Annotated in this window: 20 protein-coding genes and 4 pseudogenes; 8 read left to right on the top strand and 16 right to left on the bottom strand. The window is 49.6% G+C overall.

The genetic code is table 11. From position 1 onward, the window contains the following. The first annotated feature begins 98 nt into the window (after window positions 1-98). The gene (locus tag ACSPHG_RS24270) at window positions 99-887 is read left to right on the top strand and encodes an arylamine N-acetyltransferase family protein (protein ID WP_435956174.1); all 789 of its coding nucleotides are present in this window, start codon (window positions 99-101) and stop codon (window positions 885-887) included. A gap of 1,488 nt (window positions 888-2,375) precedes the next feature. Here ACSPHG_RS24270 and ACSPHG_RS24265 read toward each other — a convergent pair. The 5 genes and pseudogenes from ACSPHG_RS24265 to ACSPHG_RS24245 all read right to left on the bottom strand — a co-directional run bounded on the left by ACSPHG_RS24265 (window position 2,376) and on the right by ACSPHG_RS24245 (window position 7,489). Further along, window positions 2,376-2,870, bottom strand: a complete 495-nt coding sequence (locus ACSPHG_RS24265) for a 2-thiouracil desulfurase family protein (protein ID WP_435956173.1) — start codon at window positions 2,868-2,870, stop codon at window positions 2,376-2,378. A 201-nt stretch (window positions 2,871-3,071) separates the two neighbouring features. Further along, window positions 3,072-4,239, bottom strand: a pseudogene (locus tag ACSPHG_RS24260) (IS3 family transposase). 71 nt (window positions 4,240-4,310) lie between these two features. Then, a pseudogene (locus ACSPHG_RS24255) lies at window positions 4,311-5,738 on the bottom strand (transposase family protein); the annotation flags it as partial. Beyond that, entirely contained in the window at window positions 5,722-6,282 is a 561-nt protein-coding gene (locus ACSPHG_RS24250) for a recombinase family protein (protein WP_025380205.1), read from the bottom strand. The gene ACSPHG_RS24250 and the pseudogene ACSPHG_RS24255, both read right to left, overlap by 17 nt. A 247-nt stretch (window positions 6,283-6,529) precedes the next feature. Beyond that, on the bottom strand, window positions 6,530-7,489 hold the full coding sequence (locus ACSPHG_RS24245) for a ChuX/HutX family heme-like substrate-binding protein (protein ID WP_435956172.1): 960 nt from the start codon (window positions 7,487-7,489) through the stop codon (window positions 6,530-6,532). Window positions 7,490-8,081: 592 nt separating this feature from the next. Between ACSPHG_RS24245 and ACSPHG_RS24235 the strand changes: the two are divergent. Beyond that, window positions 8,082-8,245: pseudogene (locus tag ACSPHG_RS24235) on the top strand (DDE-type integrase/transposase/recombinase); the annotation flags it as partial. A gap of 106 nt (window positions 8,246-8,351) precedes the next feature. On the opposite strand, the gene ACSPHG_RS24230 reads toward ACSPHG_RS24235, so the two are convergent. The 7 genes from ACSPHG_RS24230 to vapB form a co-directional block, all read right to left on the bottom strand. Continuing rightward, window positions 8,352-8,930, bottom strand: coding sequence for a DUF1349 domain-containing protein (locus tag ACSPHG_RS24230; protein ID WP_435956171.1), 579 nt, complete (start codon window positions 8,928-8,930; stop codon window positions 8,352-8,354). A gap of 45 nt (window positions 8,931-8,975) precedes the next feature. Further along, complete coding sequence (locus ACSPHG_RS24225) at window positions 8,976-10,121, bottom strand: MFS transporter (protein WP_435956170.1); 1,146 nt, start codon at window positions 10,119-10,121, stop codon at window positions 8,976-8,978. A 62-nt stretch (window positions 10,122-10,183) separates the two neighbouring features. Continuing rightward, window positions 10,184-10,822, bottom strand: coding sequence for an HAD family hydrolase (locus tag ACSPHG_RS24220; protein ID WP_279052192.1), 639 nt, complete (start codon window positions 10,820-10,822; stop codon window positions 10,184-10,186). Next, on the bottom strand, window positions 10,819-11,892 hold the full coding sequence (locus ACSPHG_RS24215) for a zinc-dependent alcohol dehydrogenase (protein WP_435956169.1): 1,074 nt from the start codon (window positions 11,890-11,892) through the stop codon (window positions 10,819-10,821). The genes ACSPHG_RS24220 and ACSPHG_RS24215 overlap by 4 nt, the downstream gene beginning before the upstream one ends. Then, complete coding sequence (locus ACSPHG_RS24210; RefSeq protein ID WP_435956168.1) at window positions 11,892-13,151, bottom strand: class-III pyridoxal-phosphate-dependent aminotransferase; 1,260 nt, start codon at window positions 13,149-13,151, stop codon at window positions 11,892-11,894. The genes ACSPHG_RS24215 and ACSPHG_RS24210 overlap by 1 nt, the downstream gene beginning before the upstream one ends. 1,029 nt (window positions 13,152-14,180) lie before the next feature. Beyond that, a complete protein-coding gene (locus tag ACSPHG_RS24205) occupies window positions 14,181-14,597 on the bottom strand; it encodes a type II toxin-antitoxin system VapC family toxin (RefSeq protein WP_435956167.1) in 417 nt (138 codons plus the stop codon). Then, entirely contained in the window at window positions 14,594-14,824 is a 231-nt protein-coding gene (gene vapB / locus ACSPHG_RS24200; protein ID WP_435956166.1) for a type II toxin-antitoxin system VapB family antitoxin, read from the bottom strand. The genes ACSPHG_RS24205 and vapB overlap by 4 nt, the downstream gene beginning before the upstream one ends. Before the next feature lie 610 nt (window positions 14,825-15,434). On the opposite strand from vapB, the gene ACSPHG_RS24195 reads away from it, so the two are divergent. From ACSPHG_RS24195 to ACSPHG_RS24185, 3 genes are all read left to right on the top strand, one after another. Then, window positions 15,435-15,758, top strand: a complete 324-nt coding sequence (locus ACSPHG_RS24195; protein WP_435956165.1) for a hypothetical protein — start codon at window positions 15,435-15,437, stop codon at window positions 15,756-15,758. Between the two features lie 64 nt (window positions 15,759-15,822). After that, window positions 15,823-16,377, top strand: a complete 555-nt coding sequence (locus ACSPHG_RS24190; RefSeq protein WP_435956164.1) for a hypothetical protein — start codon at window positions 15,823-15,825, stop codon at window positions 16,375-16,377. 4 nt (window positions 16,378-16,381) lie between these two features. Further along, entirely contained in the window at window positions 16,382-17,161 is a 780-nt protein-coding gene (locus tag ACSPHG_RS24185) for a site-specific integrase (RefSeq protein ID WP_435956163.1), read from the top strand. Between the two features lie 337 nt (window positions 17,162-17,498). On the opposite strand, the gene ACSPHG_RS24180 is transcribed toward ACSPHG_RS24185, so the two are convergent. Both ACSPHG_RS24180 and ACSPHG_RS24175 read right to left on the bottom strand, forming a co-directional pair. Next, a complete protein-coding gene (locus ACSPHG_RS24180) occupies window positions 17,499-17,654 on the bottom strand; it encodes a hypothetical protein (RefSeq protein WP_435956162.1) in 156 nt (51 codons plus the stop codon). Window positions 17,655-17,875: 221 nt separating this feature from the next. Further along, the gene (locus tag ACSPHG_RS24175; RefSeq protein WP_435956161.1) at window positions 17,876-18,589 is read right to left on the bottom strand and encodes a replication initiation protein; all 714 of its coding nucleotides are present in this window, start codon (window positions 18,587-18,589) and stop codon (window positions 17,876-17,878) included. Window positions 18,590-19,343: 754 nt separating this feature from the next. Here ACSPHG_RS24175 and sopA point away from each other — a divergent pair. Together sopA and ACSPHG_RS24165 are read left to right on the top strand one after the other, a co-directional pair. Then, window positions 19,344-20,510 (top strand): plasmid-partitioning protein SopA, encoded by a 1,167-nt coding sequence (gene sopA, locus ACSPHG_RS24170; RefSeq protein ID WP_435956160.1) that lies wholly within the window; start codon window positions 19,344-19,346, stop codon window positions 20,508-20,510. Further along, window positions 20,510-21,475: a ParB/RepB/Spo0J family plasmid partition protein gene (locus ACSPHG_RS24165; RefSeq protein WP_435956159.1), complete on the top strand. Its 966-nt coding sequence runs from the start codon at window positions 20,510-20,512 to the stop codon at window positions 21,473-21,475. The genes sopA and ACSPHG_RS24165 overlap by 1 nt, the downstream gene beginning before the upstream one ends. A gap of 292 nt (window positions 21,476-21,767) precedes the next feature. On the opposite strand, the gene ACSPHG_RS24160 is transcribed toward ACSPHG_RS24165, so the two are convergent. Together ACSPHG_RS24160 and umuD are read right to left on the bottom strand one after the other, a co-directional pair. Next, window positions 21,768-23,042: a Y-family DNA polymerase gene (locus ACSPHG_RS24160; protein ID WP_435956158.1), complete on the bottom strand. Its 1,275-nt coding sequence runs from the start codon at window positions 23,040-23,042 to the stop codon at window positions 21,768-21,770. Then, window positions 23,042-23,475, bottom strand: a pseudogene (gene umuD / locus ACSPHG_RS24155) (translesion error-prone DNA polymerase V autoproteolytic subunit). The gene ACSPHG_RS24160 and the pseudogene umuD overlap by 1 nt, the downstream one beginning before the upstream one ends. 297 nt (window positions 23,476-23,772) lie before the next feature. On the opposite strand from umuD, the gene ACSPHG_RS24150 reads away from it, so the two are divergent. After that, on the top strand, window positions 23,773-24,729 hold the full coding sequence (locus tag ACSPHG_RS24150) for a plasmid segregation protein ParM (protein WP_435956157.1): 957 nt from the start codon (window positions 23,773-23,775) through the stop codon (window positions 24,727-24,729). The last annotated feature ends 1 nt before the right edge of the window (window position 24,730 follow it).

The raw sequence follows: 24,730 nt of genomic DNA, 5'->3' as shown, positions 1-24,730 counted from the left end.
TGCGAACTGTAGAGGCTGATTATCGATAGATCTGACTATACAGACAATGATGCGTCCCTTCTATAGTAGTGCCGAACCCGCTCAATCAATGAGGCATTATGCATAGCGACAACTTCGACCTTTCGACTTATTTCCGTCGTATAAACTACACCGGGCATGCAGCCGCCGATACCGCCACGCTGCACGCACTCATGCGTCATCAACTCTTTTCGGTGCCCTTCGAGAATCTGGATGTACAGGCTGGCAAAGTCGTCTCCCTAGTACCCGAAGACATTGCAGACAAGCTGCTACAACGAGGTCGTGGTGGATACTGCTATGAGGTCAATGGGCTATTTGCAATGGCGTTGGGCGCTTTAGGTATTATCTACCGTTTCGTTGCAGCTCGTCCGATGTTCTACCCAGCACGCCGACCGAAAACGCATATGGCATTAATTGTTGAAGTCGATAACCGCCTGTGGCTTTGCGATCTAGGGTTCGGCAGCTATGGTATTCGCGCACCGATCGCCATAGACATGCCAGATACCAACATTGAACAGGATTTCGACACTTTCCGACTTATGCGTGACGTTAATAGCGAGTACCTGCTACAAGCGAAGGTTGAGGGCAAATGGGCCAATCAATACAGTTTTGATCTGTCACCCCAGGAGTGGATTGATTTCGTCCCGGCTAACTACCTCAACTCCACCCATCCTGATGCCATCTTTGTACAGAAGTTACTGATCGTGCAGCACGTCCCCGAGGGTCGCCTGATTTTGCTAGGTAATATGCTAAAGACGATTACCGCAGATGGCGTAGAAAAGCGGCAACTGACGGAAGACGATATTGCTCATGTCCTGAAAGAACGCTTTGCTCTGCCTGTACCACAATACATCGGGAAGACAGTTTAATCCTGAGCACAGCCTTCCCTCTATTTATCCTAATGAAATATACAGAGGGCTGGCTGGCCTACATATAGAAAACCATTGGCATAGATTTAGTTTTAATTCAGTTGCAACACTGATGCTAATAGCTCCTTCATTGAGCAGGCAATCAATGTCCTCTTCTCGCTCTCAGGAGATCTTCAGCGTCAGGTGTTTGTCTCCTGTGTGACAGAAGCGGACATCAAATATTTTAACTGATTACCAAATTAGCGCAATGTTCTTCTCGGGGAGTTCGGTAAAGCTTCGTTCTTTCGAACTCAATAAAAAAGCGGGAGCACCTCCGCCTCTTTTAAAAAATTGCGATCAGCTGTTACTTTCCGCCATCACATCTGGGTGAACCAAATGCAAAGACCTTACTCATACCCCCACCAACCCACACTGAACCTCCACCAGTGGTAGCGAAGAAGAATACAGCCAAGACTATCAGCAGTAAGAATGCCATTAACCATGCAATAGATGCGCAGACCTTTTGTGTGGTTGTAGCCTGTTGAGATACAAACATCTTTATTTTCCTTCCGATATGAGAAATCGTTGTACTTCTTTATTCTTCTTTTTATTAGGAATCATCCTTTCTTCATTGCCGTACGTAATCCAGACGGGTTTATACAATTATTTGTTGTTCAGTAAGAGTCCTTTTTTAAAGAATCTCTCGCCTGCGACACTGGGATTTATTCAAAAAACATGTCACCGATGTCCACTCCTCTCCCAAAGTTGCCTGTCAACGGGGTTAAGCTCTACAACGGCTCAGAGGTAAAAAAATCTCAGTAAAGTACAACAATCTTAGATATCCAAACTGCCCCTGTAGGGGAGGATTTTTCCCGTCTGGCAAGTAAAATTATGAGGTTTAATAATATAGCCTCAAAAAATTTTCGCGCTGAATGCCCATCAGGTTTAGGATATTCAATCCTTTACGTAGCATTAGGCATTCCAAATTTAAGAAGGAACGATTGACAAATGCTCATGGCCACACTAGGGATTTTTCGCAAAGGTATTTATCCGCAACGCCTGATAAATACCTTCTTTAAGAAATAATTTTGAAGTGTGTTACAAAAAAGCCTAAGCTATGATTTAAAAAAGTCATTTACTTTCCAATTAGTGACTCTGTGAAAAGACATTTTCACTCAGTGGTTTTTTATTTCTAATTTGATGGATCCATCTATATACACGATTTTATTAAATAGTCATCCCCGCCTCGAGTAGTGTCAATGAAGGGGCTGTTTTATTTCATTCATCACATTCTCCCATGAGTAAAATGTCGTTTCTCCTGAAAATTACGGCACCTTGCGAAAAAAATGAATTCCAGCACCTGCTTAATCGAAAAATATTTGCGGTGATAATGCAGTATAGGTGTAGTGTAAGGTGGAGCATTTTTCATTATCTATTAAACCATCGAGATAGTTACTCAATTAACATGCAGTCTCGGTCATGTGGCCCCCAAGCCCTTTCATTGGATTCTTAGCCTTCTCTTTCCTCAATCCAGTTAACAAGCTCTGCTAACTGAGTCTCTGAAAATACCGCTATACCATGCTCAGAGAGTAGCGATGCCGCGACACCCATACCTGATTTATGCTGGCCGCTAAAAGTGCCGTCATAGATGAACTGACTGCCACATGTTGGGCTGCCGTCAGTTAACAATGCAGCGGTACAACCAGATTCCTGAGCGGTACGCAAGGCTAGCCACGCTGCAAGCTGATAATGCTCAGTAACATCACGACCTGTATTTTCAAATATTCTTGCATCCCCATGCATTACGTCTTTACCGTTAGCAGCAATAATTTCTGCGGGGGGGCGTGGTGTTGGTAATCCTGCGGCAAGTTCAGGACAGTGTATTACCAGACGAGCCTCTTTTTGCCACCGAGTCAGTTGAGCATTAACCTGCGCTTTCTCACTTCCGTTATAGCGAATTTTGAAACCCATCAGGCAGGCACTTACTAGAATTTTGTTTATCATTTTGTTATAGATATTCAGGCAACAGATGGCTTGTATTATAACACTTCAAATTTATACTTACCCCACTAATTCACCAATAAGGGGGGCGTTTATGAAGTTCTATAATTGACAGTTGCAACCGAAGAGAAAATATAACCATGTGACCTGGTCCCTGTTGATTAGCAATACGTCCGCTTCTTGCTGTGAGTTCAACTGTAGTGGTCAACTAAAACTGGCCACCACTTTAGATTTTTTCCAGTATCGGTTTTCCGATTCGTTTGGGGGTAACCCACCGTTATAGTCATGCGGCCTTATCGAGCTGTAATACCCGACGATATAGTCTGTGATCGCATGAGCAGCTTCGCTAAAGTTTATATAACCTGTCACTGGCACCCACTCGTTTTAAGACTTCTGAAGATACGTTCCATCGGGCTGTTGTCCCAACAGTTTCCGCGTCGAATCATACTCTGCCTGATCCGGCATCGCCACAGTAACTGCCGGAAATGCCTGCTTGTATAGTGGCTACCCTGGTCACTATGGAACATCACTCCGGCTGGTTTACCGCGAGCTTCCCACGCCATTTCCAGCGATTTGATGGTCAGCTTGCTGTCCGGCGAGAATGACATTGCCCAGCCCACAGGTTTTCTTGCGAACAGATCGAGAACAACAGCAAGGTAGGCCCAACGCTTGCCTGTCCAGATATACGTCACATCGCCGCACCACACCTGGTTAGGTTCTGTCACTGCGAACTGTCGCTCAAGGCGATTCGGGATAGCGATGTGTTCATGACCACCACGTTTATACCGGTGGGTAGGTTGCTGACAACTCACCAGCCCCAGTTCTTTCATTAGCCTGCCAGCAAGCCAGCACCCCATTCTGAAGCCTCTCAGGGTTGCCATAATGGCGATACTTCTTGCGCCAGCAGAGCCATGGCTGATGTTATGCAACTCCCGAACCTGACTGCGTAACACTGCTCGCCAGCCGTCTGGTTTTACGGAGCTTTTTTCCCAGTATTTGTAGCTACTGCGATGAACCCCGAACACGTGGCAGAGTGTGACCACAGGTTACTGCGCTCTGAGTTTCCCGATTAACGAGAACTGTTCAGGGAGTCTGACATCAAGAGCGCGGTAGCCTTTTTTAATATGTCGTTATCCATTTCAATGCGTTGCAGCTTTTTCTTTAGCTCACGTATTTCAATCTGTTCCGGGGTTATAGGGGAGGCTTTAGGTATTTTGCCCTGTCGTTCATCCCGCTACTGCTTTACCCATCGCGTCATGGTAGAAAGCCCCACGTCCATAGCACTTGCCGCAGCTGCAACGGTGTAGTTCTGATCAAGGACCAGTTGAGCGGATTCGCGTTTAAACTCTGCGCTGAAATTTCTTTTTTTCATTGGGGCACCTGTATTGTTCTGAGATGAGCATATCACCTCTGTTCAGGTGGCCAAATTCAGTAAACCACTACAATGCGCTGCTGGCTGTCATCACTGACCACGCGGAGATCGCTTCCGGACAACGCGCTGATGGGGATGTTCAGCTGTCTGGCCAGAGCATGAATACGATCAGCCCGTTCAGCCGCTTTGCCACGCCTGAACGTCCGGTAACGGTGCAGCGGCACAGGCCCCGACAGCGGATGATAAGGCCCCCATGTTTCACCGGTAAACTCCACATACATCTCTTCGTCAAACAACCCCCACAACAGAATGACGGTTTCACCCGCCATATCCGGTTCAACTTCCCATGCGGTGCCGTCTATCGTTACCCGCGCATCAACACCCACCTTGCGGGACTCAGGTTCCCTGGCGAACCGACAGTATTGTTCCCAACTGCACATATCTCTCACACCGTCCCGGGGGATATTTACCAGCCAGTCCTCCAGTCTGGAGTGTTTCTCACTGCGGTGACGCTGCGCATTGTAACGACTCAGATAGTTCCAGAGCCATTCGTTGGCCTGCAGCTCCGTTTCCGGTTTATGGAAATGGTACAGGGTTTCATGCGCCTCTTTGACGGTTCTGAAAGGGCGCTCTACTTTGCCTTTGGACCGAGCTGTCGTCCGGGTGCCATCCTTGCCTGCCGGTGTATGCGTCATCCAGTCAACTTTCAGGGACTGCATCACATTCTGGAAGACATGGCTTTTGGCCACCGGTCCATTATCGAGGTACAGCATTTTCGGGCGGCCCTGGAAAGGAAAATCAGACCTGGCTTTTGGTGCCATGGCGTTAAAGAGAAAACGCAGCGCTGATTCTGCATCCTCACCGTACACACACCGGTATTCCTGATAAGCGACACCGCTCCGATCATCCACCACGCTGAACAACATCAGCGTGGGTTCGCCCCGGGCAGGGTCAACCCAGTCAGGCCGTTCAATATGTTTGAGATCGGACGGTGACATATCAAACTGCCAGCAGTCATTGCTGTTTTCAGCCTGAAACCTCACCGCAGGAGGCTCCCGTAGCAGGCGGGGCTGGTCGAGACGCCAGCGGGAAAGCCAGCGATTAATGGTCTGCTTGCTAAGCAAGCCTCTGGGACTTTTTATCAATCCCTGAGCGGTCTCTACACCGTGCTCTTCCAGCAACTGTATTGCCCGCCCGGTTGACAGATGGCGACCGGATTTATTCGTCGTTCGCAGTTTTAACGCGGCAATCAGTTCACAGTAATGTTCCAGTTCAGATGGGGGGAGTATCCGTGGCTGGCCATGATCGCGGCGGTGAGCTGTGCGTGGTCTGAGAACCAGACGAAGAGCGCGATAGACCGTCGTGACTGAAACACCATACAACTGAGCGGCAGCGGCAATCTGGGTGGCCCGTTCAGGGCTTTTTGGCGGCAGGCGATCGAGACGTTGCCGCAGCTGCAACAGAGAATCAGCCGGAATAGCGCTACGCCGGCTGCTCATAATTTTCCAGCGCCCGGTACACTGACGCTCTTCCGATCCCGAGCTGACGGGCGATGGCCGTAGCCCCCATCTTCTCCGTGGTATACAGACGCCAGACCTCAGCAGGATCTATGGAAGGTTTCCTTCCCCGGTACACACCCCGCGCTTTCGCCGCAGCAATCCCTTCCATCTGGCGTTCACGTCGCAGGTTGGTTTCAAATTCAGCGAAAACACCCAGCATATCGAGGAAGGCTTTACCTGCTGCCGAGCGCGTGTCCACGGGTTGTTCCGTTGCCCTGAGCGTTACGCCCTGCTGATTCAGGGCATACACGATATCCTGCAGGTCCTTAATGCTGCGGGCCAGGCGATCCACGCGGGTCACCATCAACGTATCTCCGGGGCGCAGGAACTCCAGTAATAGCTGCAACTCGCTCCTTCCAGTCCGGCTGTTTCCGCTGGCTTTTTCTGCACGAATGATTTCACAACCGGCAGCGCGGAGAATTTGTGTCTGCAGAGTCAGATCCTGGTCGCTGGTTGAAACACGGGCGTAGCCGTAAAGTGCCATAATAATGAAAACTGTCTCGTTTAACTCTAGATGATGAAAACGTAACACCAGAATGAGACAAAAACAACCCAAATGAGACAGAAAAACTGTCTCACTGGTTGCCTGTTTTGGGTTTACTCTAATGAGGCAAATTCATTTTTACAGATATCCCAAACTAACTACTGACACCATGCAAGGTATAGTCCGTTATCCTGTACACGGCAATAATTAAGAAAACATTTGGCATACTATCCTTTTTTCAACATCATCATCCATTATCTTTTGGTAGCTTATTAATAATGCCTTGCCAATCATTACTTTGTTCTTCCCCTCTCTTTCTCCATCCATAGAACTGAATGATATGATTATCATCTTTATCAAAAACCTCAAGACTGGTTACTGTCTTCCCCTCAGAAAATTTATTTACCACCCAAACCTGAGCAATAGAGTCAGGTGATATTTTACATACAGCCTTTTCATTTTCTTCTGTTGTACCATGAATAATAATTTTATTTAGATTGGTATACTTTCCTGGTTGTATTATTTTGTCAATTTTACCAGTATAAATCTGAATGGCTGAGTCGTTACCTACAAAAATCATGAATTTTTCATTTTTTGAAGATATGTGATTAAGAAGTTCAGATACACTTTCCTTTTTAACCTGGAATGCTAAATCCTCAGGAACAGATCTTAATGCGTCTATTTTGCTTATTCCTTTCTGTTCGAGCATAGGATAAAAATGGTGGACATCGGTCAAACTACGCCATAGCTCTTCAGTGGATTTTGTGGTGTCAATATCCATTAATTTACCTGGTTGCTGGTTAATAGGGTAATTTTTGACATCATTATTCTGGATCATTTTATCAGAGAAAAAAGTTGTCTTCTGTACAGGCCTTTCTTTATTTTTAAATGTTATGTTGTGACGGTAATTATCATCTGTGCCTTTAGTTGTTTTTATATCTACAGACTTTATTTTTCCAGGTAAAAACCTTAGATCAATCCCTTTTGGATTTAAAATTAAGTGACCATTTGAATATGAATTTTTGTATTTACCAGTAACACTTAGAGATGCCCCATTGTTAAATGTCATTGTTTCAACGACATTTGATATATTTTTAATCATTTTATGAATACTGGATAGGTTATTAGTGATATCATCGTTTTTTTGATTTACCCCCAGAGCCTGTCCAGTTGTGTTTATAAATTGTTTTTCTGAAATGGTAAGCATTTAATATCTCCATTGGTTAGCTTTCTTAGTTGTAACGTGCTATGAGCACCATACATTCGCATAGTTATATTTCATACAACAATAAACCTGTGATGGATATAATAAAACGATTATATATAGTTAACATTTGATTTTCAGTTATTGTGGGCCAGTTGGGCTGGATTGCGAGCCGGGCAGGATAAATGCGAGCCCATTGTCACTTAATGTGAGTCGGTGGTGTTTTTCATTTGCAACTAATGTGAGCCGAAATATGCGCTGATTGCGAGTCAGAAGGATTCCGATTGCGAGCCGCTACAATTAAGGGGTCTGACGCTCAGTGGAACGAAAATTCACGTTAAGCAATATTTTCTTCCCCGGACGCCTCTTTTAATGGCCGCAGATGCCCTTTCGTCACAAGCTCTGCCAGAGTGAAGGAATAATGGCCGAGTATATTGATATGTCCGTGGCAAAGTGGGAAGAGGCGTGCGATATCTTCATCATTCACGGTTTCACCCTGTTCCCGGAGATGATCCAGGGCTATTGACCTGGATACACTGGTTGCCGGGCTGAAGCTGGGATAACGGAAAAATCAGGGGTTCCGGCGTAGAACCCCAAAATATTCAACAACGTGAAGAGGTGGCAGATCCCGCGGTTTATCAACCCGGATAAAGCACCAGCCTATGGCCGGCGCTCGCTCTGCTCAAACGCGAAGGTCGGTGTCCGCCTGACATTGAACACCGGCAAATTAGGTACCGGAATAACGAGATTGAGTGCAATTTATGGCCAGTCGCTCTCAATAGATACGATCCAATCTCCTAACCATGAACGGTAGCAAAAAATCGGCGTAGCTCAGCGGCGAACATGGGTAGCGCTTACCGTGTCGCTAGCTGAGATCGTGTAACGCTTTGCCCAGCGGAGCGGTGAGAGAAAATTCGCTGAAGCGGACCTGCAAACCTGCTCGCTGCGGCGTGCAGCACATCGCGCCGACCCTCAGGCGCGCGCTGACGGGAAAAGGACAGAGTCGCAGCAGCGGCCACTCCTGACCATCTGTGGAATATTGTAGCCGCAACACTCCGTTTTCCAGCGTGGCCCGCATCCAGAATCGGTGGAGATTACCGTGGAAAACGCCGGTAGCCCAGTCTGACAGCGGATTGGTCAATACGCTGCTCATCAGGCAGCGATCGTCAGCGTACTCAATGCCGGCTTTGCACCAATGCTCGGTGTTCTGTTCAATCATCAAACCGGCCTGGTCGTAGAGCTGGTCAAACTGCGCTTCAATGCACAGCTGAAAGGTGAAATCACCTTCGACTTCGCAAGCAAAAAAATGGCCGCTGTGGCGGATAAAGCCGTAGTGCGTTTCCCGCCAGAAATCGGTATTCAGCCCGGTGGATACCTGCAGGACGCCGCTGTCCAGCGACCATGCAGGCGGTTCATTGGTCCACTGGCCCTGTTGAAGATGCATGTAGTTTCCTTTTTAAAATAATACTATACGGCAGAGATTAGCCTGCTATCTCTGCCGTATAATGTGACTGTACAGTGGCAGACAGAGTGACAGTATCGTGACCAGAGTGAACGCGTCGACGAGGCTGTACAGATGAGCCACGCCCCCAATCAGCGCTGGTCCCAGCAAAATACCGGAGTAGCCAATGCTGGAGATCGCTGCAACGGCCAACGCGCCGGGCATCACCTGCTGCCTGCCCGCAGCAGTAAAGAGGATTGGGACCAGGTTGGATAACCCACAGCCGATCAGGAAAAAACCAGCCAGCATAATCATCAGGTGTCCGCCGACGATAGCGCAGCCATAGCCCAACGTTGCAATCAGTGAACTGAAAAGAAAAACCCGAAAACGGCCAAAGACCTTAATCAAGCGATCTCCGGACAGTCTGCCTGCCGTCATAGCGCAGGCAAAGAGAATATAGCCAATCCCCGCATGTTGGGCGGCGAGGTGATTTTCGCTGGTCAGCAGAATACCGCTCCAGTCCAGCATCGCGCCTTCCATAAGGTAGGCAATGAAGCACAGGAAGCCAAGAAGAATAACGATCCCTTTTGGAAGCACAAACAGCGGAGCGTCGGCAGATTCCGGCTCCCGAAGCAGGCGGCAGGCAGTACGCAGCAGCAGCAGCAAGACGCCGGCTATCAGCAGACTGACCGTGAGTAGCGGCGTAAGCCCGTAGCTTAATAGCAGGCTGACAATGCTTGAGCCGACGATAGCGCCGATGCTAAACAGCGCGTGGAATCCGGACATGATCGGGCGTTCAGCCAGTTTTTCAACCTGCACGGCGTGAATGTTGACGACCACGTCCATGGCACCGATACCGGCTCCAAAAATAAACAGGAATGTGGCCAGAGAGAAGGGGGTATCAGCGAGTACCAGCGCCGGAAGCGTTACCAGCACCAATCCCGTAGCGACAGTAAAAATCAGGCGGCAGCCAAAACGCGCTGCCAGAATACCGGATAAAGGCATCATCAGCAGGGAACCGAGGCCAAAGGCCAGCAGCACCAGTCCCATCGTGCCATTGTCTGCCATCATTCGGTCTCTGGCCAACGGAATTAAAGGAGCCCAGGCGGCCAGCGTTAAGCCGGCGATAAAAAAAGCCTTTCGCGTTGCCCCAATGGCCTGTGTAAGTGAATGGGATATTAGTTCTTTCATCATGATAGCTACGCGCTCTGAAAAGATAGGTATCCGGCGTTCAGTGCGCCGGATAATAATGAGGGTTAGTCGGATGCCTTCAGCATTGCCCCGAAGGGGGCGATATCGTTCAGCGTGCGGATTACGGCGTGTGCTTGCTGGTAGCGCTCGCTACCGGACAATGCGTGTGGCCAGGCATAGACTTGCCTGATGCCGGCTGCCGTAGCGGACTGAATTCCTAAGTCAGTATCCTCCACCACGATTGTCTGTGCGGCGATAACATCAAGCTGCGCCAGCATGGACAGATAGGGATCGGGCCAGGGTTTGGTGCGGGTGATATCGTCGCCAGCAACCAGCGGTGGCTCCTGTGGCAGCGCCAGTGTAGCCAGGTTAGCCAGGCAAATATCCCGCGGCGCGGTAGAGACAAAGCCGAACGGAATACCTCGTACACTCAGTCCATGAACGAGTTCGAGAATCCCAGGTCGCAGATAGCGAGGCTCCAGCAAGACCTTATATGCCGCGACAATACGGCGTGTCAGATTGCCATGCTGTGAGGCATCAATTCCGATCTGCAATAGTGTCTCTTCCAGACTAAGACCGATCAGCTGCTCTGCCGTTACCCCGCAGGTGTGGTCAGGAAGCAGTTCGGAGAGGACGTCAAAGTGCAGCTGTTCGCTGTCGACCACAACGCCGTCGATATCGAAAATAACACTCAGGGTGCTCATACCTGTTCCTCCTTTGCCTGGGAACGAATGCGCAACATCACTTTGCAGCCTGGTTCGGTAATCGATCGTGGCGTTTTTCCGTCGATATCGCATCCGACGGTGGCAAATGCCTTTTGATAGTCATCAAAAGCAAAGAGGTGGCTGACCAGCCTCTCAGCCGGAATTTTGCCATCTCGGATTAACGCATAGGCGCGTTCAAAGCTGTTATTTAGCGAGTCGATCGATCCGATTATCGAGAGGCTTTTATCGGCGATTTTCAAAACATCCAGGTTTGCCGTCGCGTCTTTCAGCGCAACATTCAACAGTTTTCCTCCCGGAGCCAGTCGGGCAAAAACGGTTTCGGCGAGATAACCCGTAGTATCGACGCAGAGATCCAGTAGCGCGTCGTTGCCATATTCGCAGGTCATTGCTTCGGCAAAGTCCGTGTACAGGCGGCATCCATCGGGTAAAACGCCGCTAGCAAACGCGAGGCGATGAGGGTTTTTTTCCACCATAAATGCAGTGACGCCGCGCAAGTGCAGACTCCAGAGATATAGCAGCCCCATTGGGCCGGCACCGATGACGGCGGCGCGCAGGGCGCTGTGCTTGATATTTAATTTATCCACGCCGGTCAGGGTACAGCTCAGAGGTTCAGTCAGTGCGCCCGCCTCAAAGCTGACGTTTTCATCCAGCGCCAGCAAGGCGCTCTCTTTGGTGCGATACTGGTCGGCAAACGTACCATCGTAAGACACACCGGCTTCTGTGCCGTGTTTTTGCTCACAGTGGTTCATATTGCCAATCTGGCACATGCGGCAGGTACCGCAGGAGTAGGTCGGATTGATCACCACCCGATCACCGGGTTTGAAACGGCTGACATCGGGTCCGATCGCCAGGACTGTGCCGGTTGATTCGTGCCCCAGTGTGGTGCCGGGTACGGCAACCGGGTAGTCACCGGTGATGATACCAACGTCGGTACCGCATATACCACAGACTTCAATCGCGACGATGACGTCATCACCATCAATGCATGAAAGTGAGGGTACTTCAACGGGAGTAATATCCCACACGGCGTTAAATTTCAGGGCTTTCATTAAATGGTCTCCTGTATAGCGCGATCCGCGCTTTCCAATGCGGTGAAAGCGAGGTCAAGTTTTTGAATAATTTCGTTAAGATGACGGCGTTCGCAGACAAGCGGCGGGCGAATCTTAATGGCGCTGCCTTTACCGTAGCGCGATCCCCGAATGATCAACCCCTGGCTGGCTGCCAGCTCAATCGCCTGGGCGGCGATTTCCGGGCTGGGAGTATCAAAACCAAACATGTACCCCAATCCCCGCACGCGGCTGATTAAAGTATGCTTTTTCTGCAAATCAAGCAGAGCATTGCGCAGATAGGCTTCGTTACGCTGCACATTGTCTAACAGCTGTTCGTCTTCAATGATCGCAATGGTTTCATGTAGCGCCGTCAGCGACAGCGGGTTTGCCCCGGAGGTATTAGAGTGCTCATAAGCGGCCAGGACGTCGAGCTTCTCTTTCATCAGGATGCCCCCCGTCGGAATACCGATTCCGCCGGCGCCCTTGGCAAAAACAATTATGTCGGGCTGAAGCGCGTTGGCGTAGCCTGTGCTGGCAAAGAATGTTCCCGTGCGACCAAATCCGGTCTGAACTTCATCTGCAATCAGGACAATGTCATGTTGAGTACAAAACTTGCGGATCTGGCGATAGAACGTTACCGGCAGGACGATATTACCGCCATTGCCCAGTACGGGCTCCATGATCAGACATGCCACTTTCCCACTCGAGCCGTAGCAGAAAGAATCCTCCAGCTTAGTAATAAATTCTGCACTCGCGCTTTTGGCATCGGCCGCGTCGGCCAGCACGCTATCAGGCGTCGGGATTTTAAATGACCCTTCGATATGGTTAGCAAAATGTTCCAGGCGAAAAGCATTTCCGGAGATGCTTGCCGTAGCCAGCGACTGGCCGTGATGTGAGGCGAACAGGGAGATTACGCCTGAGCGGCCGGTATACTTTTGTGCCATGCGGATGGCTCCCTCTACCGCCCCCGAGCCCGATACATCCCTCAGCCAAATACGATTTATTTCGGCTGGCAAATAGGGTTTTAATCGCGTAAGAATATTTTCAGCCATCGGTCTGGTATAGGCTGAACTTAAATGCGCGCAGCGTTCTATTTGCTCTTGTAACTTATTAACCAATCGCGGGTGTGTGTATCCAAAGGGCAGGTTGAACGTTCCTGAAGCCGCATCAATTAAAGTAGTTTCACCATCATGTAAATAGGGGCCCTCCCCCTTAAAACGGCCGATCATTGCATCAAAATTATCACGATTACTGCTCATATTAACCATCCCATATGATTATATTATTAACATTGTTCACCTGTAGGATAAGAGATACGGAAGGCGCCGTATTAGCGCATTGTTATTATTTTTAAATCTATATTATTTGTTGAACTTTAGAGACTTATATTTATGATCAAACGCAATTGCCCTGAAGCCTGAATTAATGCGGCAGAAAATCTTGATGTTAGAGCCACATTCTTCCTGAAGACTGTACTCAAGCTCGACGCCGCGTTGGTAGCGTTAAAAACGCCCAGATCGCACGGTCTGTGCGTTGCGATCTGCAGTCACGCTTTCTGACGTGAAAAGAGAGTAGACAGTGAAGATAAATCAGTGTCATTGATTAAATTTTCTTTACTTGGCGCATGGTCTTTTTTTCATCGCAACCTCTCCCTTCACAATTTCATTCACATAAACCACGATTTTTTATCAGTATATGTGATCAATCACACATTTAAAATGGTTTTTGGCTTTATTTGTACGATATTTTTAACATTAATAAATATTAACACTTTAGGGTTTTTGTTGATTTTTCGTTGAAGGACGGAGAGATATCGTGTCTAACATTGTGGCCGATATGAACCTTGAGGATCCCTCGAAGCGCAATGCCACATCATGGGTTCTACGCCGGTAGCCCATATTTTTCTGTTATCCCAATTTCAGCCCGGCAACCAGCGCATCCAGATCAATAATTTCATTGCTACTCTGGAGAATTGCTGTTGCTAACAGCGACCTGGAATACCTTTATACATTGTTCAAAAGCAGTTCCATCATATGGCGTGTAAATTCAATGCCAGAGAAGGAATTGATATTTGCAAATGAGCTGGTTAGTATTACCACCCCTACCCGGCTGGCTAACGGCGAAGTGCAATATCTCCAGATTCGTATCCGTGTATTACGCAGCGGGTATGAATCCGATAATGACGATTCTGTCGTTTCTGAACAGTAATAAGATCCAGTCGCGGATCTCACAGCTGCTGCATGAACTCCTGCAGCAGCTGGCCATCCGGCTTAGCATTCAGATAGCAGCTAATTTACCCAGTCTTCCAGTTTCAGACCCGGCACCCGCTCAAACTCTCTCACATTATTCGTCACCAGCACGGCACCGGCGGCGATGGCGTGCCCGGCAATCGCCGTGTCGTTAGGGCCGATCGGCGTGCCGGCGAGGCGCAGAGCGACTTTAATATCCGTGGTGGCATCCACCGCGGCCCGATCCCAGGGCAGGATAGCATCGAGGCGGGCGCAGAACGCGTCAACCAGCGCAATATGACGCGGTGAGGCTTTCGGGCCGGTGGCGCCGAAACGCATCTCGGCATAAGTGATGGCCGAGACCACGATGCGGTGGTTGCGCAGAACCGCCTGCTCCAGGCGCTTCAGCACGGCTTCCGGCTGCTCACGCATGATGAATGAGCAGATACAGGTGTCGAGCATATAAATCTTGTTCATAACTCAAAGCGTCCTTCATCGCTGACAACGTCCTCTCGTTCCGACATAAAGTCCGGATCGGCTTTTTCCAGGCTGGCGAACGAGCCCCAGGTCGGGCGGACGGGACGCAGGATGATGCTGTCCCCTTCCCGGACGATCTCGAGTTCACTCACTCCGTCAAAATCCAGATCGCGGGGCAGGCGGATAGCGCGGTTATTGCCGTTTTTAAAAATGGATACGGTTCTCATGATGTTTTCTCCCGAATTAAGGCGGATATGTGGAGCATACCCGGAAAAGGTTGCACGCCGTGCGCGAGCATAGGTTAAGTATATGCAGATGTTTAGCATATGTATAGCTGCGACATATGCAGATGCTGTAAATATGCGTATGCAGAACATATGCAGATGCCCGGCATATGGATATGCCCAGCCTATGCCTTCTTCTCTCTTTTTCACGTCAGATCCGAAAAAAGGTAGTTCCGGATCTTCTTCACCCGCCCCGGCGCGAAGCGGCCTTCTGACACAAGATGTAGCGGTGTGGTCAGCTGCAAGTGGCGCTATATGTTGTGTTACGGCCTTACCCCGTGGCCTGTCGCCCAGCGGCGTTAAAGACCGCTTTGCTTATTTCCTCGCCGTGGTACACTTCCGGAAAGTTGTTAATACGCAGGAAATCGGATCACCCGGAAACAGGCCTCCGGTAATTTAACTAAGTGGTTATATGTCTGCTTATTATCAGGCTGGTAATGATGGCGGCAGGGGAAAATCATCCGGGTGACAGACGCAGGGTTGTGCGCAGCCGGTTATGCTGCGCGTCATAATTACTCTGAGTGACTATTTTGTTAGATAGGATTGAACACACATGAGCAATAAACTTTTGAGTCAGGTCTGGGCATTCCTGACCGGAAAATATGTGGGACATACTGATTTGTGGCTGAGCACTCGACCATGGCCTGCTCACATGAAATCTGCAACGATATCTTCCGGCACGAAAGAACAATGGGTGGTGGTTTCGAAATCGAACAGACCGCTTGCTTACTACTGTCCTGCCAGCGCTATGTGGTGTTACGGTTCAGGGAACTATCCACTTACCTTCGATCCGAGCATTGATTCGGCCAGTACAAATCCTTCCGGTACTTATCTGGATGAAGATGTTATTCGTGGTCTTGATTATTTCATCTCATAGAAATGAAGGCGGGATTTCACATTTCCGTAGCGCCAAAGCTCAGGCCAGCACAGGGATCATAGTAATGAACACGCTTTTCCAGAGCGCAGTAAAGAGGCTCTGCTTGATTACGGCCCTCACGGCCCTCACGGCCACCGCGGTCAGTGCCGCCACCTATGAAGAAATGCAGCGCCTGGATGCAGCCTATCCACCGGGCAGCGTGGTTGTCTGCAGATCTGATACGCCGGGGGACGCAAACGGTCAGCCCCGCACGGCCATGACTGCCCGTGGAACGATCATCAGCCAGACGAAAGGACTCACAACTTATGACATCACCGTCACCTGGCTCCCCGAAGGCAGCAGCAGCAGTGGGATGATGCTGAGATACAGCATGAGTCAGCGCAGCAACAAGAACGGTCTGTATTCCCGTATCGATCCGGCCAGCCTGAGCGCCTCGTTGCCGGGGGGAAGCCCCGAAGTGGAAAAGGCTATTCTTGAGGGATTCCGGAGCCGGTTTGCGACCGGTGAAAGCTTTGCCCCCTACAGTCAGACTGAGATCACTGATTTTCCGGACTACATCACCCGCAACCCGGGCGAGGCTCCGGTTTACTGCCACCAGGAAAATCTTACTCACGGATAACAACATGACCCAGCATCTTCCTGCACATTATCCTCAGGCCATCGCCACGCAGCTGCCGGTGGCCATCGACTATCCCGCCGCGCTGGCATTACGTCAGATGGCCCTCGTTCAGGATGAACTGCCGAAATATCTGCTTGCGCCGGAAGTCAGCGCCCTCCTCCACTACGTGCCCGATCTGCACCGCAAGATGCTGCTGGCAACACTATGGAACACGGGCGCGCGCATTAACGAAGCCCTGGCCCTGACCCGGAGTGATTTCTCGCTGGCGCCGCCCTACCCGTTCGTGCAGCTGGCCACCCTCAAGCAGCGAACGGAGAAAGCGGCGAGAACGGCTGGTCGTGCGCCTGCCGGTAGCCAGGCACATCGCCTGGTGCCGCTTTCCGACCACCTGTACGTCAGCCAGCTGGAGATGATGGTGGCCACGCTGAAAATTCCGCTGGAGCGGCGCAATAGGCGCACCAGTAGAACCGAAAAAGCGCGCCTCTGGGAGATCACCGACCGGACAGTCCGGACCTGGCTTGGCGAAGCAGTGGAGGCCGCCGCTGCCGACGGGGTGAGGTTCTCGGTGCCGGTGACACCGCATACTTTACGCCACTCATACGCCATGCACATGCTGTACGCCGGTATACCGCTGAAGGTGCTGCAGAGCATGATGGGACACAAGTCGATCAGCTCAACGGAAGTGTACACGAAGGTGTTTGCGCTCGATGTTGCTGCACGACACCGGGTACAATTTCAGATGCCGGAAGCCGAGGCAGTGGCAATGATAAAGGGCAGGAGCTAGTGTTTTACGTGACGAATGGAAGTTAAAAGCGGTCGCTTGTCATATATGTCGCATGCCTTCCGACAGCGCGAGAAATTGCAGTTGCAGCCTGACGCGCCCGCAGGGCTTGTCCAACCCAGTGTGAAAGACCATCTTGCCGTGAGTCTGGAGATAGCCATTACCGTTACCGCTATCATTATAAGTAAGTGCTAGTGCCGGAGCATTCCCACTGCTAGAAGGGAACGAAATCAGATTGCGCTACGTAAATTCTATCGGATTTCTCGGGGGGCATCACTGCAGATTTTACGTAGAGCATCATTAAATCGAGGTATATCGTTCACGAAGGTGTTCGCACGACCTACTCATCCCCAGTTTGTGCCAGTACCGTCAGTGCTTCAGAATCCGCCCAGTCAGCCGGTAATTGTTCAGCATCGAGCCTTAAGATCAGCATGTCGGGCACGTCAATCATTAGCAGCGCAAAGGTATCAAGCAGATTTGCAGCATGCAGATGCACCGGGTTTCAAGCATGGTCAGGGAAGCAGCCTCCGACGTGTAAACCACCGCGGTCCCCAGCAAATAACAGCCTGTCCGGCGGTTCACGTCGTATCCGTATACTCTGCAGGGAATAAGATGTCTCAGGCTGCCCCTTGCGGACCTGATATTGATGTACAGACACTCAAGCCTGAACGTCAGTGTTTAACTGTCGGGCAGGCTATGGGAAAGAGCTGAAGTTAATCAGGATTCCAGGGGAGGTAGCTGCAGCGGTCGGGCAAGGATGGAAAAAATAAGTTTGCCGTTATCTTCCTCTTTCATCGACACTTTTAGCGGAGTTAGCGCATTGATTTTCTCAATTGCCGGCAGAAGGAAGGTACGCTTCATTTCAGCGAAGTTTGCACGCTGTGAGTCGGGTAGCTCGTACCGGTCAGCGAGCCAGCCAGCAGAAGTGATCCAGATCCCCGTTGAACGATACTGACACAGGCTTTCATAAAGGCGTATTACACGTACCGAGTTGATACGTCCGCAGTCAAGCAGAGTATATGTAGTGAACTGGCTAGTCAGCCCCGTAAGATAAGGCATCACCTTGGGATTAATTTCAATATTCCACTGCCCCCTGCCCCGTTTCAGCCCCGCCTCAGCAAGCCACGGACGACGCACTTCCTCATATTCGCCCTCGGACGGGAAAAAGGTTACCTGACGGTTTCCAAGCTCATCAATACCCTTCCGGACATCGGTACTGGCAGTGGCCTGGCTGACTTTAAAGTAGCGTTGATAGTCAGCGACCTTAACCACAAATGTGCCCGGATGCTCCTGTTGATAATAGGTCTGCATCAGACACAACCACAGGACACGTTTTGCCTGCAGAGGCAAATAATATGCCGCTTCGGTGAGTTCGTTGGACTGAGATATTTTTAAAGCATTATGAGGCTTGTTCTCTGTAACCACAGTCATCTATCAGGGTTCCCTGTGATTTATGGGAGGTTTTTCCTCTACCCATAGTGGCATATATATATGCTTCGTCAAGGCGTTCTTCAGGCATTTCCCACAAATCTGTGAAGGCAGAGTAAACTTTAGCTGTTTCCCATAGCTTCTTTAGCTGTTTCCCATACGAACATGTGGGGTTTCCCACAGTAACTTCATGTCCTCCCCATATTAACCCTGGCTGTTACCCATACTTACATCCCGCCAGGGCGCGCCACGACTGGCCTGAAGGCTTACTAAAAAGCTTTAAAAAGAGATAAAAGGTATAAAACCTTATTAAAAATGTCCGGTGGATAAGAGGATAACTATGGGAAATAGCTAAAGTTTTCCCTTAACCATCCGTGTAAAAGATGCGCGATTATGGGAAATACCTAAAGAAGATACTTTTAAGTCAGTTTTATGCATTGTGGGAAACACCTTAAGTTTGCACGACCTGTAAAGACATAACGACATGCTATGGGAAATACCTGAAGTGAGGTTACCGGCGAGGCTAAAGGGTGACCGTGCACTATGTCAGAACGTGGATATTGCGCTTCCTCGCTTTGACAGACTTCGCTAGTCAAAGTCTGCGGCGAGCGCTGCATTTTTCTTTTGCCCCTATTGAGCCATGACAATAAGTGAGCAACTTTGCAAAATATTAATAACTTTGCACTATTTTTGTTGCTTTGCATTAAAGTTCAAGATTTAATAAATATATGCAAAGTTACTTTAAGGGAGTTTGAGTATGGGATTAATGGATACCTTAGATCAGTGTATTTTTGCTGGTCATGAAATGACAAAAGCTATCGCAGTTGCACAATTCAATGACGATAGCCCGGAAGCACGAAGAATTACTCGCCGCTGGCGTATCGGAGAGGCTTCAGATCTCGTGGGAGTATCCTCTCAGGCGATTCGTGATGCAGAGAAAAGCGGCCGTTTACCTCATCCGGATATGGAACTGCGTGGGCGTGTGGAACAACGTGTTGGCTACACTATTGATCAAATCAATCACATGCGTGATGTATTTAATACTCGCATCCGTCGACCAGAAAATACTATTCCTCCCGTTGTTGGTGTTGCTGCACACAAAGGTGGCGTTTATAAGACCTCAGTTTCTGTACATCTTGCCCAGCACCTTGCTTTGAAAGGTTTGCGTGTTCTTCTTGTTGAAGGTAACGATCCTCAAGGTACTGCATCTATGTATCATGGATGGGTTCCAGATCTACATATCCATGCAGATGACACCCTTTTGCCTTTCTACTTGGGGGAGCGAGATGATGCCAGTTATGCAATTAAGCCAACCTGCTGGCCTGGCCTGGATATCATCCCTTCATGCCTGGCTCTTCATAGAATTGAAACTGAACTCATGGGGCGTTATGACGAGGGAAAACTACCTACCGAACCCCACATGATGTTAAGGCTGGCTATTGAAACTGTGGCTCATGATTATGACGTCGTAGTGATAGATAGTGCGCCTAATCTGGGTATAGGAACCATTAATGTTGTCTGCGCCGCAGATGTGTTAATTGTTCCAACCCCAGCTGAGCTGTTCGATTACACCTCCGCCCTTCAATTTTTCGACATGCTGCGTGATCTTTTGAAAAATGTAGATCTAAAAGGCTTCGAACCCGCAGTCCGTATTTTGTTGACTAAGTACAGTAATAATAACGGCTCACAATCTCCATGGATGGAAGAACAGATTAGAGACGCTTGGGGCAGCATGGTTCTAAAAAATGTTGTTCGTGAAACGGATGAAGTTGGTAAAGGACAAATACGTATGCGTACTGTGTTTGAGCAGGCAATTGATCAGCGTTCTTCGACAGGGGCATGGCGAAATGCATTAGCAATCTGGGAACCCGTTTGTGCCGAGATTTTTGATCGCCTAATTAAACCGCGTTGGGAGATTCGGTAATGAAGCGTGCACCTATTATTCCTAAGACTGTCCCAGCTCCAATCCAGCAACCTCCTTCTGATACACCGGCTGCTCCAATGGTCGATAGCTTAATTGCTCGCGTCAGCGCGATGGCAAAAGGCAATACCATCACCTTGCCAGTTTGCGGTCGTGATGTACGATTTACCCTGGAGATTATTGCTGCAGAACAGATAGAGAAAGCAACTCAGGTCTGGATGGGTAATGAACGTGACCAATCCTTACTCACTGAGGATGCTCTGGATGATTTAATTCCTTCGTTCCTCGTATCAGGACAGCAAAACCCAGCCTATGGACGAAAGGCTTCGGGTATTGTAGAAGTTGCTGATGGTAGTCGCCGCCGAATGACGGCAATCCTGACCGCCAGTGAATATAGGATCCTAGTCGGCGATCTCGATGATGAACAGATGGATGCGTTATGCAAGATCGGGAATGATTACCGCCCAACCAGTGCTTTTGAACGAGGAAAACGTTATAGCAACAGACTGGATAAGGAATTCAATGGCAATATTTCTTCACTTGCAGAGGCAGAGAATATTTCAAGGAAGGTTATTACTCGATGCATAAATACTGCCAGTTTGCCACATGAGGTCATTGCCCTCTTCTCCCATCCCGGCGAGTTATCAGCGCGTGCAGGCGATACACTGGCGAAAACATTTAAAGCCCATAATGCTGTCATTCTTAAGCAGACTGACGTTATGACAAAACGTAAGATAGCAGGAGAGAAACTCGAGGCTGAGACAATTCTAAAAGCATTCAAAAATGCTATTGAAGCCCCGCTGTCGTCATCTCGTCTTACCTCTGTAAAACGTAAATACGCTGCAGGTGCAACATCTCAGTATAGAGGGGAAAAATTCATTGTTAATATCGATACATCTCAAATTCCTGAAGATGTTGTAAAAAAAATTGAGGCGATTCTTGCCTCACTTGAAAACGCATCCGAATAGCACCTCGTACAGATTGGGCTCACAGCCCTAATATCCAAACTGGAACCACGGTCCCAACATCTGACTGGGACCTCGGTCCCAACACCCCGACTGGGACCACGGTCCCAACACTCCGACTGGGACCACGGTCCCAACACTCCGACTGGGACCACGGTCCCAACACCCCGACTGGGACCACGGTCCCAACACCCCGACTGGGACCACGGTCCCAACAAGCCCGACTGGGAGCACGGTCCCAACATTCCCGACTGGGACCTATGACATTCCGCATGCGAAATCTTTTGGTTGCAGATCATCGTATCGTAGCTACTGGAAGGTCGCTCCAGCGTGTAGTATATGATGGTGACAACATATCTCGTTTCATCTGCCACTCAGGTGCGATACCCCTTCCCGCAAACCATACTTTTCCCAGACCTGAATGATTGATCCCATCCAGAACCTTCATCAGCGCGTTGCTGTGCTCACGTGGCTGGACCTCGTCAAAAAGATTCAACTGGGATACCCCACTTGGAGTGAAGTCGTTCAACATCACGCCAGCTTTTGCATATCGATGCCCATCCATCCAGATACGGTCCAGGGCCTTCACTGCGACGTTAATGATGTCCCGGGTATCGCGGGTAGGCAGGAGAAGCTTTTCACTGGCCACGTTGCCGTAATACGCTTGGTTGACGGCGAAAGGGGAGGTTTTGATAAAGACCGATATGTGCCGGCAGAACTGTTTCTCCCCCCGCAGCTTTGCGGCCGCGCGTTCGGCGTATTGGCAGATGGCCTGCCGCAGCGATTCGTAAGCCGTGATGCGCTCCCCGAATGAGCGGCTGCAGACGAGCTGCTGCTTCGCGGGCGGTGCCTCTTCAAGAGATATACAGGCCTCACCGTTCAGCTCGCGCACGGTTCGCTCCAGCACCACGGTAAAGTTCTTGCGTACAAAGGCAGGGTTCATGCGCGCCAGCTGCAGCACGGTTTTTACCCCATACGTGTTCAGCTTTTTACCAATTCTCCGGCCAACACCCCAGATTTCTTCCACCGGTTGCAACGAGAGAAGTTTTTCCGTTCGCTTTGGGTTGCCTGCAGTAAGGGCCAGCACGCCCCCAAACTGCGCCCATTCTTTTGAAGCCCATTGTGCAGACTTGGCCAGCGTTTTGGTTGGGCCCATTCCGACACCGATCGTTAGACCGGTTCCGCTTAAGACGTGTTCACGCACCTGCCGGCCGAACGTTTCATAATCCGTACAACCATCGATGCCGCGGATATCCAGAAACATTTCGTCAATCGAATATTGTTCCACGCGTGGCGCCAGCTCTTCCAGATGTGCCATGACCCGGTTGCTCATGCTGGCGTAAAGCTCGTAGTTACTGGAGAAGATGATTACTGGCTGAGGGAACTGCATTGCTTTCAGCTGGAACCATGGGACACCCATCTTGATGCCCAGCTGCTTTGCTTCTTTCGAGCGTGCGATCACGCAGCCATCGTTGTTGCTGAGGACGACAATAGGTTTATTTCTAAGCTCCGGGCGGAAAACTTTCTCACAGCTTGCATAGAAGCTGTTCACATCGGCCAGGGCAAACATCAGTCCCGCCCCCGAGTTTTGTGGATAAAAGTCGTCACGACCCCAAAAATTTGAGATTATCCGGATCGGGCCAAAGGGTAGGGTAAGCGGGATTCATTGCCTGCAGCCCCGGCTGTGGTGTCAGTAGCAATTTTTTAACCGTGAACTCGCCGTCGATTTCAGCTATGACGATGTCGCCGTGCTGAGGCCGTTCGGCTTTGTCCACGATGAGTAGATCACCGCTGTGCAGGCCAATGTCTCGCATCGAGTTGCCGATGGCCCGGACAAAGTAGGTGGAGCTGCGCCGCTGGATGGAATATTCATTAAGGTCCAGCTCGGACTCCGTATAGTCGGCTGCAGGCGAAGGGAAACCACATGAGGCTCGATCGGCGAATAACGGCAGCTGTATCAAATCAGGTGATTCTGCCGGTGCGATAAAACTGATATCTGCCATTTTTTTTCCCTCCATCACTGTGTTTATATACAGTATTATTTGATGAAACCATTATTAAGCAAGCTATTCTCAGCGCCTTTATTTCAAGCAGCTGATTTCTATGCGCAAATATCTGGCTTATGAATAGCTACCCTCTCTGTCTTTTTTCCTTTTTTTCTCTAATAGTTCTCATTTTTTTCTCTTGCGAGGTTGCTATTGCAACCATGGCTTTTATAATTCTCATATTGTTCTCAAATAGTTCTCTAGATTGTTTTTGTTTGTGCTCGTTTCAATCCAAACTAATCCAAGGTGAAAGGTATGAAAATTTTCATTGATGACGGCTCTACCAATATCAAACTGCAGTGGAACGAAGCCGGACAGGTCAGGCAGTCAATCAGCCCTAACAGCTTTAAACGTGAATGGGCTGTGGCGTTCGGCTCTCAGCAGGCGTTCAACTATCAACTGAACGGTGAGCAGTATTCTTTCGACCCGATCAGTCCAGAGGCGGTTGTCACGACTAACGTTGCGTGGCAATACAGCGATGTGAACGTTGTTGCCGTTCATCATGCGCTTCTCAACAGCGGTATTGAGCCTTGCGAAGTGGATATCGTTGTCACACTTCCGCTGGCGGAGTATTACGACAAGAACAACCAGCCCAACGAAGACAATATTCTGCGCAAGAAAACAAACCTGCTGCGGCCGGTGGAACTCAATGGGGGGAAAACCTTCTCTGTTCGTCATGTTGACGTGATGCCAGAATCCATCCCGGCTGGTTTCGAAGTCGTTAAAAACCTCAACGAGCTTGATTCACTGCTGATCGTTGACCTGGGCGGAACGACGCTCGATATTTCTCAGGTGATGGGTAAAATGCGCGGAATATCGCGTATTTACGGTGATTCCACGCTGGGCGTGTCTCTGATGACTGGTCCCGTAAGAGACGCTCTTTCGCTGGCTCGCACGAAGGGAAGCAGCTATCTGGCTGACGATATCATCATTCACCGTAATGATGCGGCCTACCTGGCGTCACGCATTAACGATACCTCACGCATCGATCTTGTTCGTGAAGCAATGACATCAGCTCACAGCCGGCTTGTTAACAGGGTTATTGAAGCTGTCAGTCGCTTTGAGGGATACTCGCATGTAATGGTCATTGGCGGAGGAGCCGAACTCATTGCAGAGGCAGTAAAAAAACACTGTGCAGTCAGGGAAGAGCGTTTCTATAAAACCAGTACGTCTCAGTTCGACCTCGTTAACGGTATGTACCTTATTGGATAAA

Origin of the sequence: Dryocola baronae, from assembly GCF_051297175.1 — a bacterium.
GTDB lineage: Bacteria > Pseudomonadota > Gammaproteobacteria > Enterobacterales > Enterobacteriaceae > Dryocola.
Note: the sequence above shows the minus strand (reverse complement) of the source record. Positions and strands in the feature narration are given on the sequence as shown.

What these genes read in the sequence shown, in the direction of transcription:
- ACSPHG_RS24185 (WP_435956163.1), top strand. Translation starts at nt 16,382, where the DNA reads ATGACCCAGCATCTTCCTGCACATTATCCTCAGGCCATCGCCACGCAG.
- ACSPHG_RS24175 (WP_435956161.1), bottom strand. Translation starts at nt 18,589, where the DNA reads ATGACTGTGGTTACAGAGAACAAGCCTCATAATGCTTTAAAAATATCT.
- ACSPHG_RS24265 (WP_435956173.1), bottom strand. Translation starts at nt 2,870, where the DNA reads ATGATAAACAAAATTCTAGTAAGTGCCTGCCTGATGGGTTTCAAAATT.
- vapB (WP_435956166.1), bottom strand. Translation starts at nt 14,824, where the DNA reads ATGAGAACCGTATCCATTTTTAAAAACGGCAATAACCGCGCTATCCGC.
- ACSPHG_RS24195 (WP_435956165.1), top strand. Translation starts at nt 15,435, where the DNA reads ATGAGCAATAAACTTTTGAGTCAGGTCTGGGCATTCCTGACCGGAAAA.
- ACSPHG_RS24210 (WP_435956168.1), bottom strand. Translation starts at nt 13,151, where the DNA reads ATGAGCAGTAATCGTGATAATTTTGATGCAATGATCGGCCGTTTTAAG.
- sopA (WP_435956160.1), top strand. Translation starts at nt 19,344, where the DNA reads ATGGGATTAATGGATACCTTAGATCAGTGTATTTTTGCTGGTCATGAA.
- ACSPHG_RS24215 (WP_435956169.1), bottom strand. Translation starts at nt 11,892, where the DNA reads ATGAAAGCCCTGAAATTTAACGCCGTGTGGGATATTACTCCCGTTGAA.
- ACSPHG_RS24160 (WP_435956158.1), bottom strand. Translation starts at nt 23,042, where the DNA reads ATGTTTGCCCTGGCCGATGTGAACAGCTTCTATGCAAGCTGTGAGAAA.
- ACSPHG_RS24150 (WP_435956157.1), top strand. Translation starts at nt 23,773, where the DNA reads ATGAAAATTTTCATTGATGACGGCTCTACCAATATCAAACTGCAGTGG.
- ACSPHG_RS24245 (WP_435956172.1), bottom strand. Translation starts at nt 7,489, where the DNA reads ATGCTTACCATTTCAGAAAAACAATTTATAAACACAACTGGACAGGCT.
- ACSPHG_RS24230 (WP_435956171.1), bottom strand. Translation starts at nt 8,930, where the DNA reads ATGCATCTTCAACAGGGCCAGTGGACCAATGAACCGCCTGCATGGTCG.
- ACSPHG_RS24225 (WP_435956170.1), bottom strand. Translation starts at nt 10,121, where the DNA reads ATGATGAAAGAACTAATATCCCATTCACTTACACAGGCCATTGGGGCA.
- ACSPHG_RS24205 (WP_435956167.1), bottom strand. Translation starts at nt 14,597, where the DNA reads ATGAACAAGATTTATATGCTCGACACCTGTATCTGCTCATTCATCATG.
- ACSPHG_RS24270 (WP_435956174.1), top strand. Translation starts at nt 99, where the DNA reads ATGCATAGCGACAACTTCGACCTTTCGACTTATTTCCGTCGTATAAAC.
- ACSPHG_RS24165 (WP_435956159.1), top strand. Translation starts at nt 20,510, where the DNA reads ATGAAGCGTGCACCTATTATTCCTAAGACTGTCCCAGCTCCAATCCAG.
- ACSPHG_RS24220 (WP_279052192.1), bottom strand. Translation starts at nt 10,822, where the DNA reads ATGAGCACCCTGAGTGTTATTTTCGATATCGACGGCGTTGTGGTCGAC.
- ACSPHG_RS24250 (WP_025380205.1), bottom strand. Translation starts at nt 6,282, where the DNA reads ATGGCACTTTACGGCTACGCCCGTGTTTCAACCAGCGACCAGGATCTG.
- ACSPHG_RS24190 (WP_435956164.1), top strand. Translation starts at nt 15,823, where the DNA reads ATGAACACGCTTTTCCAGAGCGCAGTAAAGAGGCTCTGCTTGATTACG.